Origin of the sequence: Methylobacterium fujisawaense, assembly GCF_039619325.1 — a bacterium.
Classification (GTDB): Bacteria; Pseudomonadota; Alphaproteobacteria; order Rhizobiales; family Beijerinckiaceae; genus Methylobacterium; species Methylobacterium fujisawaense.
On the sequence record NZ_CP155000.1, the window covers coordinates 4,001,298 to 4,018,706 of the forward strand.

Genomic DNA, 17,409 nt, shown 5'->3' on the forward strand with positions numbered 1-17,409 from the left:
CTCGTCGTCATTGGCCCGGTCGCCGTTGCGCTAGATCAAGGCTCGCCGGCCGGGGGCGGGCAGAGTTTGCCGCGGGTCCGCGCCCCGCATCCGGGCCGTCGAGGACCGCATCGTCGCTCTCGTCTGGACGGAACGGCCGGGCAGCGGCAGACCGGATCGCCCGTGAACCCGCAGCCAGCCATGGAGACGCGCTATGACGGACAGCCACGCACACGAGGTCGTCGAGCATGAGGGCCGGGGCGGGGAGGGCGCCCATCCGGATGAGCGGCTTGCCGGCCGCATCGGCGAACACGTGAGACGGGCCCTGCAGGACATCCTGAAGAGCCCCGAAGCGCTGCGGCAGGCGATCCATCTGGGACCGCACGAACACGCGCTGAGCCGCCGGGTGGCCAACGGCCACGATCCGGCCGCAGTGGCGGCGCTGCTCGCCGCCGGCGGCGTCGGCTTCGGGCTGGCATGGCTGATCTTCGGCCAGCATTGGCACCGCACGGATTACGTCGCGCGCCGGATGAGCCACAGCAGCGAACGGATGGCTTGACGCCGTTTCACGGCCCGCCGGGCCGAAGCCTGCGGCACCGGCCTGCGCGCGGGACCCCGGTCCCGCACGGGGGAGGGCGCCGCCTGTCGCCTTACCCCGGCGGCTGCGCCGTCCCGTCGGCCCGCACGTTGCGCTGGATCAACGCCCAGGCTGCGCCGACAGCGATGAATGGCAGACCTGCGAAGAGGTGAAGCCATGAAACGCGATCTCGCTACGAACCTGAGCGAAGAGACCGAACGGGTCGGCGCCCGCATCGACAAATCCTACGAGAAACTGGCGCTCAAGCTGCGGCGGCGGGCCGACAAGGCGCGCGCGGCCATGGTCAAGTGCAAGAACCGCATCAAGCGGGCCGTCCTCCAGCGGCGGTTCGAGATCTACGCGAATGCCGCGCGCGATATCGACCAGTCCGTGATGGACCGGCAGGCCTCGCCGGGACCGGTGCTGCGGCTGAAACCGGACGAGCGGGGCACGCCCGCTCAGACGTGATTCCGGGCCGCGGCGGGCCCTCCGTCCGACCGGGCTTGATCCAGCGCAAGGCGGGCCGAAGGTTGGGCTGCGCACCCTGCTCCGTGGCCGGCCGCCCTGCCGATGCCGGTTGATCGATGCCCCGATCCCAAGCCGGGGAGGTTGTGAATGCCAGCGCTCACCCCCGTTCCGGATCAGGCCCCAGGGCCCGATGCCCCGTCGCCGTCCGCGGGCGACCGGTCGCCCCTGAGGCTGCATCCCCTGTGCGCCCGGCAGATCATGTCGGCGCCCGTCGTCAGCGTCTGCCCCGACACGGCCCTGCGGCGCGCGATCGTTCTCATGCTCGACGCCGAGATCAGCGGCCTGCCGGTCATCGATGCGCAGGGCGCGCTCGTCGGCATGGTGACGGAGGGCGATCTGCTCCGCCGGGTCGAACTCGGCACCGAACACCGCATGTCGCGCTGGATCGCGTATCTGCGCAGCCCCGGCCGGCTCGCCGAGGATTATGTCCACGCGCACGGCCGGCGGGTCGAGGCGGTGATGTCCAGCCCCGTGACCACCGTGACGGAGGACACGCCCCTGAAGGCGATCGTCGAGACCCTGATACGGGCTCGGATCAAGCGGGTGCCGGTCCTGCGCGGGCACGCCGTCGTCGGGATCGTGAGCCGGGCGGATGTCGTCCGGGCTCTCGGCGCCGCCTTGGACGCGGACGGGACTGCGGGCCACCGCAGTGATGTCGAGATCCGTCAGGACATCCTCGCGGCCTTCGACCAAGCCGTCTGCATCCCGAAGGCCACCATCGCGGTCGCCGTCCGGCACGGAACGGTCGAGCTCCACGGCTGGATCGCCGACGAGCGGGAAAGGGGCGCGGTGCGCGCCGCCGTCGACGGCGTTCCGGGCGTCGTCGCCCTGCGCGACCATCTGACGTGGGTCGAGCCGATCACCGGCACGGTCCTGCCGGGTCCAGACGACGCCCGGGCGGAGGATTCCGCCGCACCGCATCCCGCCACGCATCCCGCCACGCATCCCGCCACGCCTGCCGACAGCGCCGTACGGATCGGGGGCGCGTCCCCATGAGCGTGGACACCGTCCTGCCCTCCGTCAGCGCCCGCAACCGGACGGCGGAGGTGCTTCGTGACAAGGTCGTCCCCGCGCCCGGGGCCAGCGTCCCGTCTCCCGCGCCATGCCCCCCCGCCGGGCCGGATCGGCGATCACGCGGCCTGTGGCTCACGGCCGCCATCGTGCTGCTGATTCTCGCCGGGGGCGGCTACGGATGGTGGAAGGCCCACCGCCCGTTGCTGCCGCCGGGCTTCGCCTCCGGGAATGGCCGGCTCGAAGCGAACGTGATCGACATCGAGACCAAGTTCGCCGGCCGTATCGCGCGTCTTCTCGTCGAAGAGGGCGACCTGGTGTGGGCCGGGCAGGTCGTCGCCGTGATGGATACGCGGGATCTGGAGGCGCAGCTGAGCCAGGCGGAGGCGCAGATCCGCCAGGCCCAGAAGGGCGTTGAGGAGGCGGAGCGGACCCTCGTCCAGCAGCAGGCCCAGGTTCTCGCCACCCAGGCGGCGGTCAGCCAGGCCGAGCGCGCCGTCGCGGAGGCCCGCGCCAACATCCAGGAGCGGCAGAGCCACGTGAAGCTCACCCAGCAGGAGCTGAGCCGCTCGACCTATCTCACGGCGCGGGGCTACGCGTCCGCCGAGCAGCTCGACACGCGCCGGCAGGCGGCGGACGAGGCGGCCGCGGCGCTGAGCGCGGCCGAGGCGCGGTTCGGCGGCGGCGAACATGCGCTGGAGGTCGCGCGGAAGAACGCCGACGCGGCGCAGGCCGCCCGGGAGGCGGCGGCCGCGCGGGTCGGCGCGGCCCGGCACGCCCTCGAAGCCCAGTCGCAGAGCGCCGCCTTTATCCGGGTCAACATCGCCGACAATTCCCTCGTCGCGCCGCGCGACGGGCCCATCGAGTATCGCGTCGCCAATGTCGGCGAGGTCCTGGGCGCCGGCGGCAAGGTCTTCACGATGCTCGACGCCGCCGATGTCCGCATGGATGTCTACCTGCCGACGCCGGAGGCGGGCCGTGTCCGGATCGGCGCGGAGGCGCGCATCGTGCTCGACGCCTATCCTCGGCATGTCATCCCGGCGCGGGTGGTCTTCGTCTCGAGCCAGGCGCAGTTCACGCCGAAGACCGTGGAGACCCGTGACGAGCGCGACAAGCTGATGTTCCGGATCCGGGTGCGGATCGACCCGGAGCGCCTCCGTGGACGCGAGCGCCTCATCCGCAGCGGGTTGCCCGGGATCGCCTATGTGCGGACCGACGAGACGGCCGCTTGGCCGGCCTCGCTCCTCCCGAGCCCGCCCCCGGCTGCACCGGCTCCCGCGCCGATCCCCACGGCGCCCTGAGACGCGTGATGGGGCCGCCGGATCTCACCGTCGCCCGGGTCGAGCATCTCACGCACCGCTACGGCCGGACCGTCGCACTCGACGACGTGACGCTGGCGATCCCCGGCGGCCGGCTCGTGGGCCTGATCGGGCCGGACGGCGTCGGGAAGTCGTCGCTGCTCGCGATACTCGCGGGGGCCCGGCGGGTTCAGGCGGGCCGCGCCACGGTGCTCGACGGCGACATCGCGCAGGCTCGGCACCGGGCGGCCGCGTGTCCGCGGATCGCCTACATGCCGCAGGGACTCGGGCGCAATCTCTACGCCAGCCTCAGCGTGCGCGAGAACGTCGACGTCTTCGGCCGCCTGTTCGGGCAGGAGCCGGCGGAGCGGGACGCGCGGATCGCCGAACTCCTGGCCGCCACGGGGCTCGCGCCCTTCGCGGACCGCCCGGCCGGGAAGCTGTCCGGCGGCATGCGCCAGAAGCTCGGCCTCTGCTGCGCCCTGATCCACGATCCCGACCTGCTGATCCTCGACGAGCCGACCACCGGGGTCGATCCGCTTTCGCGCCGGCAGTTCTGGGAGCTGATCGGGCGCATCCGGGCGCGGCGCCCGGCCATGTCGGTGCTGGTCGCCACGGCCTACATGCAGGAGGCGGAGGCCTTCGACTGGCTCGTCGCCATGAACGACGGCCGGGTGGTCGCCACGGGCTCCCCGGAGGGGCTGCGGCGGCGGACCGGCGCGGCCGGCGTCGAGGCCGCCTTCACGGCCCTGCTGCCGCAGGCGGACGCGCCCCCGTCCCGGGCGCCGGTGCCGCCCAGGGCCGCCCCCGGGCGCGACCGGCCGATCATCACCGCCCGCGACCTGACACGGCGGTTCGGCGCCTTCACGGCGGTGGACCGCGTCAGCTTCGACATCCTGCCCGGGGAGATCTTCGGGTTCGTCGGCTCGAACGGCTGCGGCAAGACCACGACCATGAAGGTCCTGACCGGCCTCCTGCCGCCGAGCGAGGGCGAGGCGCTCCTGTTCGGGCAGCCGGTCGCCGCGGGCGGCATCGCGGCGCGCCGACGGGTCGGCTACATGTCGCAGGCCTTCTCGCTCTATGCCGAGCTGACCGTCCGGCAGAACCTTGCCCTGCATGCCCGCCTGTTCCGGCTCAGCCCCGAGGCCAGGCGCGCCCGGGTGGCCGAACTCGTCGCGCAGTTCGACCTCGCCCGCCATGTCGATCAGCGTGCCGAGGACCTGCCGCTCGGCATCCGGCAGCGCCTGTCCCTGGCGGTGGCCGTCGTCCACGGGCCCGAACTCCTCATCCTCGACGAGCCGACCTCCGGGGTGGATCCGCCGGCACGCGACCGCTTCTGGGCTCTCCTGCTCGATCTCGCGCGCCGCCAGGGCGTGACGATCTTCGTATCGACCCACTTCATGGCCGAGGCCGAACGCTGCGACCGCCTCGCGCTGATGGATTCCGGGCGGGTCCTGGCCATCGACACCCCCGCGGGACTGGTGGCGCGCTGCGGGGCCGCCACCCTGGAGGACGCCTTCGTCGCCCTCCTCGAACGGGCCGGAGCCGGCGGCACCGGAGCGCCCCCGCAGACGCCCGCGATCACGGAGGCGCGGCTTCCCCCGTCCGGCCCCCGGACGGACGGCATCATCCCGTTCAGCCCGCGCCGGCTCCTCGCCTGCGCACGTCGCGAGGCGCTGGAACTGGCGCGCGACCGGGTCCGCCTCGCCTTCGCGGTCCTGGGCACGACCTTCCTGATGCTGGTCTTCGGCTTCGGCATTTCCACCGACGTGAACAGCGTCGCCTTCGCGGTGCTCGATCACGACCGGAGCCACGCGAGCCGCGCCTATCTCGAGGAAATGGGCGGCTCGCGCTATTTCGTGGAGACCCCGCCCCTGTCGGGGTTCGGCGATCTCGAGCGGCGGCTCGCCCGGGGGGACATCGCGGCCGCGATCGAGATCCCGCCGGGCTTCGGCCGGGATGTGGCCCGCGGGCGGCCGACGCAGGTGGCGGCCTGGATCGACGGAGCCCGGCCGTTCTTCGCGCAGACCATCCGGGGCTACCTGTCGGGGGTGCACCAGCGCTATCTGTCCGATCCGCGGCGATTTCCTGCCAAGGCCGATCCAGCTCCCCAGGCCGAGATCGCGGTCCGCTTCAAGTACAACCAGGATTTCGACAGCATCTTCGCGATGGTGCCGGCGCAGATCGCCCTCCAGCTCGCCCTGATCCCGGCGATCATGATGGCGCTGGCGGTGGTGCGCGAGAAGGAGCTCGGCTCGATCACCAATCTCTACGTGACACCCCTGACGCGCCTGGAATTCCTGCTGGGCAAGCAGCTCCCCTATATCGGCTTGGCGCTCGTCAATTTCGCGCTGATGGTCCTGCTGGCGCGGTTCGTCTTCGGGGTCCCGCTGAAGGGGAGCGCCTCGGTCCTGGTCGTCGGCACGCTGATCTACGTGACGGCGACGACGGCCTACGGGATGCTGGTCTCGACCTTCGCGCGGACCCAGATCGCGGCCCTGTTCGGCACCGCCATCCTGACCGTGCTGCCCGCCACCATGTTCGCCGGGATGCTCGTCCCCGTGGCCTCCCTGTCGGGCCTGGGGCGCATCCTGGGGCGGCTCTTCCCCATGACCTATTACCTGCCGGTGAGCCTCGGGGCCTTCACCAAGGGCCTCGGCTGGGCCGACCTCGCCGGCAGCCTCGCCATCCTGGCTGTATTCGTCCCCGTCCTGACCGCGGCGGCCTGCCTGGCGATGCCCCGGCAGGAATCCTGATCGCGGACGGGACTGCGCCGTGGCCACCCTCGCGAACATCGTCTGGCTCGGGACCAAGGAGCTGCGCAGCTTCGGGCGCGACTACGTCCTGCTGGGCCTCGTCGTCTACAGCTTCTCCCTCGCCATCCTGGCGCAGGCGCAGAGCAGCTCGCAGGAACTGCACAACGCCGCGATCGCCATCGTCGACGAGGACCGCTCGACGCTGTCCCGGCAGATCATGCAGGCCTTCCTGCCCCCCCATTTCAAGCCGCCCGTCGCCCTCGCCGAACGGGACATCGTCCCGGCGCTGAACGCGGGCACCCACACGTTCGTGCTCGACATCCCGCCGCGCTTCCAGGCCGACCTGCTCGGTCTGAAGCCAGCCCGGCTCCAGCTCGACATCGACGCCACCGCGATGGTGCAGGCCGGCCTCGGCGCAGCCTACGCGCAGCAGATCGTGGCCGACGAGGTCGCCCGCTTCGTCAGCCGCGCAGGGGGGGCGGCGCCGGCGCCGGTGGCACTCGTCGCGCGCATCGCCTTCAACCCCAATGCCGAGACGGCGTGGTTCACGAGCGTGATGGGGATCCTCAACAGCGTGACGATGCTGGCCATCATCCTGGCCGGTGCGGCGGTGGTGCGGGAGCGCGAGCGGGGGACGCTGGAACACCTGCTGGTGATGCCAGTCACGCCCTTCGAGATCGCCATGGCGAAGGTCTGGTCCAACGGCCTCGTCATCCTGGTGGCCGTGGGCCTGTCCCTCGTCCTCGTCGTGCGGGGCCTGCTGCACGTGCCGATCATCGGCTCCATCCCGCTGTTTCTGGTCGGGACGGCGGCGTACCTGTTCTTCGCGACGGCGATCGGCCTGTTCCTGGGCACCCTCGCGCGCTCGATGCCGCAGCTCGGCCTGATCTACCTCCTGGTCTACCTGCCGCTCGCCATGCTGTCCGGGAGCAACACGCCGCTGGAGAGCATGCCGCCCTGGCTCGCCACGCTCCTCCAGGCCTCCCCCACGGTCCATTTCGTGGCCTTCGCGCAGGCGATCCTCTACCGGGGCGCCGGTCTCGACGCGGTCTGGCCCCGCATCGTGCTGGTGAGCGCGATCGGCGCCGTGTTCGTCGTCGCGGCGATCCTGCGGTTCCGCAAGACGGTCGCCCTCTCGTGACATCGGGGGACCGCGGCCGGGGGCCGTCCGCCGCACCTTGATCTGAATCACGGGACGGCGGCTGCGCCTGCCGTACCCTGCACGGCGTCGCAGGAGACCGTGCATGCTCGACGCTGAGGTGAGAGACCGGGCCGAGACGGCCGCTGAGCCGCCGCGGCCCGGGTTGCGTCTGCGCCCGATCCCGGAGGTCCCCAGCCCGGCATCCCGGCCCGATCCCCCCGAGGACGAGGACGATCTGGCGCCGGTCCGGCGCGCGATCGATCAGAGCGTGCACGCGTCCGTCGCCTGGATGACGGCCGGCCTCTCCCCCGCGGCCCTCGCCGAGGCGTGGTTCGACTGGGCCATCCACGCGGCCTTCTCGCCCGGCAAGCAGGCCACATTGGTGATGAAGCTCCTGCGGAAGCAGGTGCGCCTCGCGCAGTTCGCCGCCCGCAGCGCCGTCCTGCAGGGTCACGCTGCGCCGTGCATCGATCCGCTGCCCCAGGACCACCGCTTCGACGATCCGGCCTGGCAGGTCTGGCCCTTCAGCCTCGCCTGCCAGTCGTTCCTGCTGACCCAGCAATGGTGGCACAACGCCACGACCGGCGTGCCCGGCGTGTGCCGCGCCCACGAGACCATGGTCGCCTTCGCGGCGCGCCAAGTCCTCGATGCCGCCGCGCCCTCGAACCTGCCCTGGACCAATCCGGTCGTGCTGGGCGAAGACCGTGCGGACCGGCGGCGCGAACCTCGTCACGGGCCTGCTCAATGCCGCCGAGGACGCCCTGCGCGCGGCCGACGGTCTGAAGCCGGTCGGCGCCGACGCCTTCCCGGTCGGCGGCGCGGTGGCAGTCTCGCCCGGCAAGGTTGTGTTCCGCAACCGGCTGATCGAGCTGATCCAGTATGCCCCCACCGTGCCCGCGGTCCGGCCGGAGCCGGTGCTGATCGTCCCGGCCTGGATCATGAAGTTCTACATCCTCGATCTGTCGCCCGAGAACTCCCTGGTCCGGTATCTCACGGGCCAGGGCCACACCGTCTTCATGATCTCCTGGCGCAATCCCGGTCCGGAGGACCGGGACGTGTCCTTCGACGATTATCGCCGGCTCGGCGTGATGGCGGCCCTCGAGGCCGTCTCGGCCATCGTTCCCGGCCATCCGATCCACGCGGCCGGGTATTGCCTGGGCGGCACGTTGCTCGCCATCGCGGCCGCCGCGATGAGCCGGGACGGCGACGCGCGCCTCGCCTCACTCAGCCTGTTCGCCGCGCAGCTCGACTTCACCGAGGCCGGAGAGCTGACGCTGTTCATCGGCGAGAGCCAGATCAGCTTCCTGGAGAGCCTGATGCGCAGCCAGGGCACCCTCGATGCCCGGCAGATGGCCGGCGCCTTCCAGCTCCTGCGTTCGAACGACCTGATCTGGTCCCGGATCGTCCGCGACTATCTCCTGGGGCGGCGACAGCCGATGACAGACCTGACGGCCTGGAACGCGGACGCGACGCGCCTGCCGGCGCGGATGCACGCCGAATATCTGCGTGGCCTGTTCCTCGACAACGATCTCGCGGAGGGGCGTTTCCAGGCCGGAGACCGGCCGGTCTCCATCAGCGACATCCGCGTCCCGGTCTTCGCGGCGGCCACGGAGCGCGATCACGTCGCGCCCTGGCGTTCGGTGTTCAAGATCCACCCCCTCGCCGATACCGACGTCACCTTCGTCCTCGCCAGCGGCGGCCACAATGCCGGGATCGTCGCGCCGCCGGGGCGGAAGCAGGCCCATCATCGGATCCGCACCACGCGGGCGACCGACCGTTACCGCGATCCCGACACCTGGATCGGGCAGACGCCGCAGTGCGAAGGGTCCTGGTGGCCCGCCTGGGTCGCCTGGCTCGCCGAGCGGTCGGGGCCGCCCGCCCCGCCGCCCGCGATGGGCGCACCGGCCTCGGGCTACGCGGTGCTCGGGGACGCGCCCGGCGCCTACGTGCTGGAAGCCTGAGCGGGTGGCCCGATGGAACCGCCCCGCTTCATCGAGAACCGCACCTTCGACGAGATCGCGGTGGGCGACACTGCCAGCCTGACTCGCACTCTGCAGGCGCAGGACATCAGCCTGTTCGCCCTGGCCTCCGGCGACGTGAACCCGGCCCATCTCGATCGGGATTATGCCGCCACGGACCGGTTCCACGGTGTGATCGCGCACGGGCTCTGGGGCGGGTCGCTGATCTCGGCGGTGCTCGGCACCGAGCTGCCCGGGCCCGGCACGGTCTATCTCAGCCAGTCCCTGCGGTTCCTGCATCCGGTCCGGATCGGCGACACGGTGACGGCGCGCGTCACCGTGCGCGCCAAGGAGGCCGCCGATCAGCGGGTTCGCCTCGACTGCGTCTGCCTGAATGCGCAGGGCGAGACGGTCATCACCGGCGAGGCCGAGGTGCTGGCCCCCGCCGACAAGGTGCGCCGGCCGCGCGTCCTGCTGCCGGAGGTCCACCTGCACGAGCGGGGCGTGCATTGGAAACCCATGATTGCGGCGGCGCGCCGCTTCGCCCCGGCGCTGACGGCCGTCGTCCATCCCTGCGATGCGGTCTCGCTCGAGGGCGCGCGCGCCGCGCGCGAGGCCGGGCTGATCGTGCCGGTTCTGGTGGGGCCGCGGCCGAAGATCGAGGCCGCGGCGCGCGCGGCCGGCCTCGTCCTCGACGGCATCGAGATCGTCGACGCGCCCCACAGCCACGCCGCGGCGGAGAAGGCGGTCTCCCTCGCCCGCGCCGGCCGGGTGACGGCGCTGATGAAGGGCGCGCTCCACACCGACGAGATCCTGGCGGCCGCCATCGCCCGGGCGACGGGCCTGCGGACCGAGCGGCGCATGAGCCACGTCTACGCCCTCGACGTGCCGAGCTACCCCAAGCCCCTGTTCCTGACCGATGCCGCCGTCAACATCGCGCCGAGCCTGGAGGAGAAGCGCGACATCGTGCAGAACGCCATCGACCTCGCCCGCGCGCTCGGCATCGCGCAGCCCAAGGTGGCGATCCTCTCGGCCGTCGAGACGGTCTCCACGAAGCTCGGCTCGACCCTCGACGCGGCGGCCCTGTGCAAGATGGCCGGGCGCGGGCAGATCATGGACGGCCTCGTCGACGGGCCGCTGGCCTTCGACACCGCCATCTCCCGCGCCGCCGCCGCCGCGAAGGCCCTCGTGTCGCCGGTCGCGGGCGAGGCCGACATCCTCGTGGTGCCGGACCTCGTGTCGGGCAACATGCTCGCCAAGCAGCTGATCCATCTCGCGGGCGCCGACGCCGCCGGTCTGCTGCTCGGCGCCCGTGTCCCGATCATCCTGACGAGCCGCTCCGACAGCCCGGAGGTGCGGCTGGCCTCCTGCGCCCTGGCGCAGCTCTTCGCCCACCGCTCCGGGACGCCCTGATGGATCCGATGCTCAGCGGGGGGAACGCCGGCGCGCCGCGCCTCGAATGCGCCCCGAGGGGCCACGGCAGCGTTACGAGCGTCACGACCACGATGGCTTCACGGCCCTCCACGGACCGAGTGCGGACCCGCGCTCCCGCACGGTCGATCCCCGACGGGGGCTCCAGCGCATCGGCGCGGGCGCCACGCCTCCAGGGCCGGATCCGACGATGGCCGGAACGGCTGCCCCCCGGAGGACGAGGCAGGCCGCGGCACGGCGGGGGTGCGGGCCAGGGGGGCGGCGCCGGCTCAGACCTCGTAGGCCGACGGGGATTCGCGCAGGCGCCAGACTTCGGAACTCGCCGAGATGATCAGCGCGATGCCGAAGCTCACATGCGCCCACGTCGCCACCGTGGCCTCCTGGAAGCCGAGCGCCCAAGGGGCCAGGCAGACCCAGAGTCCCGCTGCCGCGATGGCGTAGACCTCCCAGTCGTAGGTCTGCATCAGCGCCAGCACGGCGAGGATCGCGACCGTGGTGCCGAAGATCCAGGCGTTCCAAGCCGCGGCGGTCTCGGACGCGAATCCGAAATACCAGGGCGCCGCGATCAGGCCGATGCCCAGCAGGAGACTCAATCCGTTCAGGAAGATGTCCTGCGATTGATTGTCGATGGTGCGCATCATCCGCTCCCTCAACGGGTCCGGCGCGCGTGTCGCCGCCGTGCCCGGGACCGTATTGCGCGGGGCGACGGGACACCTTGCGTTGGATCAAACCGGGCGCCGGGTCCCTCTCGCGGCCGGGCATCGGATCGACGCGGTCGGGGGTTCCGCTGAGCCAGGACACGCTGCCGGTCGAACCGCAACGCCTGATCGCCCGCGCCCGGATCCTCGGCGACCGCATCGATACGGCGGGTCTCGAACGCAACGACACGCTCGCGATCAACCCGCTCGCCTTGCGGGTCGGGTGCGGTTTCGCGGTGGTCTTCCGCTACGGGGTCGTGGTGACGGTCGGGCTGTCCCCGAGCGAGGAGGAGGCGATGGCGGCAGGCCTGCTGTCGCGCGTCCGCGGTCCCGTGACGCGGCCGGAAGAGGAGACCGCCTCGATCGAGATCGGGCCGGATCACGACGATCAGGTCGTGCCCGGCGGCCGGATCGCCATCCGCCAGCTGACGCCCGGGCGCCTGATCGTCATCGCCGACATCCTCGCCAAGAGCACGGCGCTGGCGCAGAACGAGATCGAGGTCGCGGCTGTCTTCGACGTGATCGAGCCCTTAGCGCGGCGCCTGGCCGAGACGGGGCGCGCATCGGGCGGCCGTCGGGCCGTCCTGAAGCATGTCGGCAGCACGCTGCTCGTCCAGCACAGGGTGTCGGGGCGCGTGGCGGTCGAGGAGAAGCCCGAGGTGCTGTGGGATCAGCCCGGCCTGGAACGCCTCTACGCGCGCCTCGAGGACGAGTACGAGCTGCGGGAGCGGACGGCCACGCTGAATCGCAAGCTCACCGTGATCGGCGCGACGGCGACCGCGCTCACCGACCTGATGCACACGAACCGCTCGTTGCGCCTGGAGATCGTGGTCGTCCTGCTGATCGCCCTCGAGATCGCGATCACGTTCCTTCCCCTGCTGCCCGCCTTCAGGCGATGAGTCCGCCGCCCGGAAGGCCGTCCGGACCGGACCGATCCGGCGCGTTGCCGTCCGCGCGGGGCCGGGCCGGGGCCGCGTCGCTCAAGCCGCGACGCGCGGTCTGGGCAAACGCGTCCAGGGACGGGCGATACGCGCCGGTCAGGACCTGGCGTTGGGTCAACGAGAGGGTGGGCATGCCGGCGCAGCCGCTGATCTGCTCCAGATCGCGGAAGAAGGCGGCCTGCGCGCCCCCCGAGCCCGAGACGGCGACGCCGAGCAGGTGCGGCGGCGCCCCGGCCTCCTGGAGGTAGGTCCGCACCGGCCCGGGAAGCCGGCCGGCCCAGACGGGTGAGCACAGGACGACCGTCTTGAACGGCGCCGGATCGAAGCGCTTCCGGATCGGCGGCCCGATCCGACGGAGCGCATGCCACAGGCCTCTCACGAATCCCGCCGCCCCCGCATAGGAGACCGCAGGCGTGATCCGATCGAGGTCGGCGCCGAGCGCGGTCGCGAGCGCCCGGGCCACCACATCGGTCGTGCCCGAGCGCGAATAATAGACGACCAGGACGTCACGCATCGCCCGCCTCCGCGTGCCCGAGTGAGCCGCCAGGATCCGCCTCGGGCCCGGGCGCGGCATTGAGGGACATCAAAGGCCGGTCGTCCGGCCTCTTTGCGATGAATCAAGGCTCGCCGTGCCCATCGGCGCACCCTGGCGGCCTGGACCGGAACGCGGATCGTCCTCCGGTTCGCCCTCACAGGATGCGCGCCATGATCAAGGATCTGCTCATCGTCGCGGACGCGGTCGGAGAGGCCGCCGGGCCCTACGCGCTGTCCCTAGCCCGGGAGGTCGGGGCCGCGGCCGGATGCCTGTACCTCCAGCCGGAGGGCGGCGATGAGGCCCCCCTGGCGGAGCTGCCCTACGGCTTCGCCCTCTCGGCCCGTGAGGCCGCCCTCGCGGTGGTGCGCGATGCCGCCGACGACCCTTCCTACGCCGCCAGAACCGCCGACGTGCCGATGGAGATGGAAACCCTGAGCGGGAGCGCGGGCGACATCCGGAGCCGCCTGCTGGATCGGGCCCGCCTCGCCGATCTCATCGTGGTCGAGCGGGCCGATCCGGGCCGCGACAAGCCGGCGGATGCCTATATCGAAGACCTTCTCCTCGGAGCGGGCCGGCCGATCCTCGTGGTGCCGGCGCGGTGGGGCCGGCCGGCGCGGTTCGGCGCCGTCACGGTGGCCTGGGACGGCAGCGCCGCGGCCGCACGGGCGCTGGCCGATGCGCTGCCGCTCCTGAGCCGGGCCGAGCGCGTGCGCGTCCTCACGGTGCAGACGGAGGCGGTGGCCGGCGTCAGCGAGGGCGGCGCCCGCGTGGTGAAGCATCTGGGTCGCCACGGCATCGCCGCCGATTACCGCGCGATCATCAGCGGCACCACCGTCGGCGAAACCCTGCTGGCGGAGGTCGCCCAGGCCGGCGTCGACCTTCTCGTGATGGGGGCCTACGGCCATTCCCGCCTGCGCGAGGTCTTCCTCGGCGGGGCGAGCCGCGACCTCCTCCGCAGGATAACGGTGCCGACCCTGATGGCGCACTGAGCCGCGGAAGGTTTCGCGCACCGGTCGCCGGGGCCCGCGGAACGCCTGTGCTTCGGGCAAGAGCTTCGGACGAAGTCTTGAGCTGAACGAAACTTCCGTTGACCTGCATCAATGCCGGTCATTCCAGCCGGAAGAGGGTTTCCGACAGAATCTGCGCGGAGGCGATTCCGGGGCGGATCCGAAACCATCAGCACGAGGCCAAGCTCATGAAAGTCCGTGACGTCATGCACAAAGGTGCGACTTTCGTCTCGGCCGAGACGCGCGTCGACGTGATTGCGCGGCAGATGCGGGATGCCGATGTGGGCGCGCTGCCCGTCAAGTCGGACGGCCACTTGGTCGGCATCGTCACCGACCGGGACATCGCGTGCCGCGCCCTGGCGGACGGCAAGGACCCGCAGACGATGACCGCGACCGACGTGATGACCACCCGGGTCGCCTGCTGCGCTCCGGATGACGATCTCGCTCTGGCGATCAAGATCATGGAGAACAAGCGGGTCCGCCGCCTTCCGGTCATCGACGCCGACCAGAAGCTCGTCGGCATGGTGAGCCTCGGGGACATCTCCCACAAGGTCGGCGCCGGGCTGTCGGGCGAGGTTCTGCGCGCCGTCTCCGCGCATCATCGCTGACGAAGGCGCGCGGGCAGGCCGCCCTGGGACCGACGGCTGGATCCCGGCCGCCCGCGCGCGCCTGCGGTGCGGATGGAGATCCTGCGTGGACAGCCTGGGGCTGTCTCGATGTCTTGTTGATGTCGTCGTTTTTCCTAATATTCGTGCTCTGATTATAGTTTATTTTCGTGTCTTCGGGCGCGGTTGATCTTGAGGTGGATCAGTGCCGCATCGGGGTGCTGGCCCTACCGATGCGGACCACTTCTTGAGAGGAGGCATTCCCCATGGCCGAGTCCGATACAAAAGTGTCGGTCAGCAGCGACGGGTCGGAGCGCGCGTCCGCACCGGCCGAATGGCGTCCGTTCGAGAATGTGCGCCGGGACATCGATCATCTCATCGACGACCTGGCGCGCAGCCTGAAGCGCGTGCCCTTCGATTTCCTCGGGGCGGCCACCACGCCGTTCACCGGCGGCGCGCTGTGGCAACTGTCTCCCGTGGCCGACATACAGAACAAGCCGACCTGCTACGAAGTCACGGCCGAGCTTCCCGGGATCGATGAGAAGCATGTCGAGGTCAAAGTCACCGACGGCATGCTGATGATCAAGGGGGAGAAGCGGCAAGACCAGGAACGCAAGGGCGAGGGCTTCTACCTGTCCGAGCGCCGGTTCGGCGCCATCGAGCGGGCCTTCCGCATGCCGCCGGGCGTCGACGCGGGCAAGATCGAGGCGGTCCTCAAGAACGGCGTGCTGACGGTGACGCTGCCGAAGACCGCGGAGGCGAAGGCCGAGAAGACGATCGCCGTTCAGGCCGCGTAGCCGGCATTCGAACGCGAGCCCGGGGCGGGCCCGACGCGTCGGGTCGCCCGCCCCGGAGAACGACGATCCTGTTCCGGGATCCGCGCAGCGGGAGGGTGGCGATGGCCGAGCGCATCTTTCGCGACCGCGCCGAAGCGGGCCGGGAACTCGTCAAGGGACTCGCCGCCTTCGCCGGGCGCTCCGACGTCGTGATCCTGGCGCTGCCGCGCGGCGGCGTTCCGGTGGCGGCCGCGGTGGCCGACGCGCTGCACGCGCCCCTCGACGTGTTCATCGTGCGCAAGCTCGGCGTGCCGGGCTACGAGGAACTCGCGATGGGCGCCATCGCCAGCGGCGGTGTGCGGGTTCTCAACCAGGACATCGTCGCGTCCCTGAAGGTCCCCCCCTACCTGATCGACGCGGTCACCGCGCAGGAGCAAGAGGAGCTCCTGCGGCGCGAGCGCGTCTATCGCGGCGGGCGCGCGCCCGCCGATGTCCGCGGGCGCACCGTCATCCTGGTGGACGATGGCCTGGCCACCGGCGCCTCGATGCAGGCCGCCATCCGGGCGATCCGGCAGCGCCAGCCGAAGGAGGTGGTCGTGGCCGTGCCCACCGCCTCCCGCGAGACGGTCGAGCGGCTGAAACACGAGGCGGATGCGGTCGTCTGCGCCGACCTGCCCGAACCGTTCTGGGCGGTGGGCGCCGCGTACCGGGATTTCACGCAGACGAGCGACGACGAGGTGCGCCGGCTGCTCGGGCGCGCGCAGGCCGCGGGCGCGGCCGATCCCGACGCGGCGCACGCCGACGACGCGCCGGATCCCACGGTCCTCCGCCGCCTGCGCGCGGCGGCGATCCCCCTGGAAGGCGGCCCCGACGACTACGATCCGCTGCTGGCGCTGATCGGCGACGCGCGCTTCGCGCTCCTCGGCGAGGCCTCCCACGGGACGCACGAGTTCTACCGGGAACGGGCGGAGATCACCCGGCGGCTGATCACCGACAAGGGCTTCGGGGCCGTGGCCGTCGAGGCCGACTGGCCGGATGCCTGGCGGGTGAACCGCTACGTCCGCGGCGACAGCGACGACCTCGACGCCGTCGAGGCGCTCGCCGGCTTCCGCCGCTTCCCCACCTGGATGTGGCGCAACACCGAGATGGTCGAGTTCGTCGAGTGGCTGCGCATCCACAACCAGGGCCTGCCGGCGCAGGCGCGGGTGGGCGTGTACGGCATCGATCTCTACAGCCTGCGCGCCTCGATGAAGGCGGTGCTCCGCTGCCTGGAAGCCGTCGACCCGGCCGCCGCCGCGGTGGCGCGTACGCGCTACGCCTGCTTCGACCGGTTCGGCGACAGCGGCCAGGCCTACGGCTTCATGACCGGGCTGAAGGGCATCGGATCCTGCCAGGAGCAGGCCGTCGCCCAGCTCCTGGCGCTGCAGCGGCGCACGGCCGATACCCTGTCCTGGAGCGGCAGCGCCGATGGCGAGGAACTCTTCAACGCCGAGCAGAACGCACGCGTCGTCAAGAGCGCCGAAGCCTATTACCGCACGATGTTCCTGGCGGAGGTCTCCTCCTGGAACCTGCGGGACCGCCACATGGCCGACAGCCTGGAGCGGCTGGTGGCGCATCTGGAGCGCCGGCCCGGCCCGGTGAAGATCGCCGTCTGGGCGCACAACTCCCATCTCGGCGACGCCCGCGCCACTGCGATGGGCGAGCGGGGCGAACTGAACCTGGGGCAGCTGCTGCGGGAGCGCCACGGCCGCGCCGTGGTGAGCGTCGGCTTCACCACCTACGTGGGGACCGTGACGGCCGCCTCCGACTGGGATCAGCCGGCCGAGCGCAAGCGCGTGCGTCCAGCGCGACCCGACAGCTACGAGGCCTTGTTCCACGCCCTCGGCATAGGCCGCTTCCTGCTGCCCCTCACCCTCGGCGGGGAGGCGGAGCAAATCCTCCGGGCCGACCGGATCGAGCGGGCGATCGGCGTCATCTACCGGCCCGATACGGAGCTGCAGAGCCATTATGCCCGAGCCTGCCTTCCGGAGCAGTTCGACGCGATCCTCCACTTCGACGAGACACGCGCGGTGACGCCCCTGGAGCGGACGGCCGAGTGGGATGCGGGCGAGGTGCCGGAAACCTTCCCGGTCGGCCTCTGAGCCGCCGGTGCGATCCTCTCCCCAGCG

14 protein-coding genes and 1 pseudogene are annotated in these 17,409 nt (G+C 71.6%); 13 read left to right on the forward strand and 2 right to left on the reverse strand.

Annotation, left to right across the window (positions count from 1 at the left end; all coding sequences use genetic code 11):
* Positions 1-193: 193 nt before the first annotated feature.
* The 8 genes and pseudogenes from ABC766_RS18970 to ABC766_RS19005 all read left to right on the forward strand — a co-directional run bounded on the left by ABC766_RS18970 (position 194) and on the right by ABC766_RS19005 (position 10,661).
* Positions 194-538: a hypothetical protein gene (locus tag ABC766_RS18970; RefSeq protein ID WP_043759339.1), complete on the forward strand. Its 345-nt coding sequence runs from the start codon at positions 194-196 to the stop codon at positions 536-538.
* A gap of 195 nt (positions 539-733) precedes the next feature.
* Positions 734-1,024 (forward strand): hypothetical protein, encoded by a 291-nt coding sequence (locus ABC766_RS18975; protein WP_051044756.1) that lies wholly within the window; start codon positions 734-736, stop codon positions 1,022-1,024.
* Positions 1,025-1,171: 147 nt separating this feature from the next.
* Entirely contained in the window at positions 1,172-2,080 is a 909-nt protein-coding gene (locus ABC766_RS18980) for a CBS domain-containing protein (protein WP_345819236.1), read from the forward strand.
* Positions 2,077-3,396, forward strand: coding sequence for an HlyD family secretion protein (locus ABC766_RS18985; protein ID WP_345819237.1), 1,320 nt, complete (start codon positions 2,077-2,079; stop codon positions 3,394-3,396). Before ABC766_RS18980 ends, ABC766_RS18985 begins: the two co-directional genes overlap by 4 nt.
* A gap of 8 nt (positions 3,397-3,404) precedes the next feature.
* Positions 3,405-6,149, forward strand: coding sequence for a ribosome-associated ATPase/putative transporter RbbA (gene rbbA, locus ABC766_RS18990; protein ID WP_345822802.1), 2,745 nt, complete (start codon positions 3,405-3,407; stop codon positions 6,147-6,149).
* A gap of 19 nt (positions 6,150-6,168) precedes the next feature.
* Entirely contained in the window at positions 6,169-7,290 is a 1,122-nt protein-coding gene (locus tag ABC766_RS18995; protein ID WP_345819238.1) for an ABC transporter permease, read from the forward strand.
* Positions 7,291-7,393: 103 nt separating this feature from the next.
* Positions 7,394-9,251: pseudogene (locus tag ABC766_RS19000) on the forward strand (PHA/PHB synthase family protein).
* A 12-nt stretch (positions 9,252-9,263) separates the two neighbouring features.
* Positions 9,264-10,661, forward strand: a complete 1,398-nt coding sequence (locus tag ABC766_RS19005; protein WP_274926676.1) for a bifunctional enoyl-CoA hydratase/phosphate acetyltransferase — start codon at positions 9,264-9,266, stop codon at positions 10,659-10,661.
* A 287-nt stretch (positions 10,662-10,948) separates the two neighbouring features.
* Here ABC766_RS19005 and ABC766_RS19010 read toward each other — a convergent pair whose 3' ends face one another.
* On the reverse strand, positions 10,949-11,320 hold the full coding sequence (locus ABC766_RS19010) for an SPW repeat protein (protein WP_345819239.1): 372 nt from the start codon (positions 11,318-11,320) through the stop codon (positions 10,949-10,951).
* Positions 11,321-11,466: 146 nt separating this feature from the next.
* Between ABC766_RS19010 and ABC766_RS19015 the strand changes: the two genes are divergently transcribed.
* Entirely contained in the window at positions 11,467-12,276 is an 810-nt protein-coding gene (locus tag ABC766_RS19015) for an RMD1 family protein (RefSeq protein ID WP_345822804.1), read from the forward strand.
* On the opposite strand, the gene ABC766_RS19020 is transcribed toward ABC766_RS19015, so the two are convergent.
* Complete coding sequence (locus tag ABC766_RS19020) at positions 12,266-12,832, reverse strand: flavodoxin family protein (protein WP_075380915.1); 567 nt, start codon at positions 12,830-12,832, stop codon at positions 12,266-12,268. The genes ABC766_RS19015 and ABC766_RS19020 overlap by 11 nt on opposite strands.
* Positions 12,833-13,023: 191 nt before the next feature.
* Between ABC766_RS19020 and ABC766_RS19025 the strand changes: the two genes are divergently transcribed.
* From ABC766_RS19025 to ABC766_RS19040, 4 genes are all read left to right on the forward strand, one after another.
* Positions 13,024-13,842 (forward strand): universal stress protein, encoded by an 819-nt coding sequence (locus ABC766_RS19025; RefSeq protein WP_345819240.1) that lies wholly within the window; start codon positions 13,024-13,026, stop codon positions 13,840-13,842.
* A gap of 206 nt (positions 13,843-14,048) precedes the next feature.
* Positions 14,049-14,468: a CBS domain-containing protein gene (locus ABC766_RS19030; protein ID WP_043352646.1), complete on the forward strand. Its 420-nt coding sequence runs from the start codon at positions 14,049-14,051 to the stop codon at positions 14,466-14,468.
* 263 nt (positions 14,469-14,731) lie between these two features.
* Positions 14,732-15,262 (forward strand): Hsp20/alpha crystallin family protein, encoded by a 531-nt coding sequence (locus ABC766_RS19035; RefSeq protein ID WP_345819241.1) that lies wholly within the window; start codon positions 14,732-14,734, stop codon positions 15,260-15,262.
* A 101-nt stretch (positions 15,263-15,363) separates the two neighbouring features.
* Entirely contained in the window at positions 15,364-17,382 is a 2,019-nt protein-coding gene (locus ABC766_RS19040) for an erythromycin esterase family protein (RefSeq protein WP_345819242.1), read from the forward strand.
* Positions 17,383-17,409: the final 27 nt, after the last annotated feature.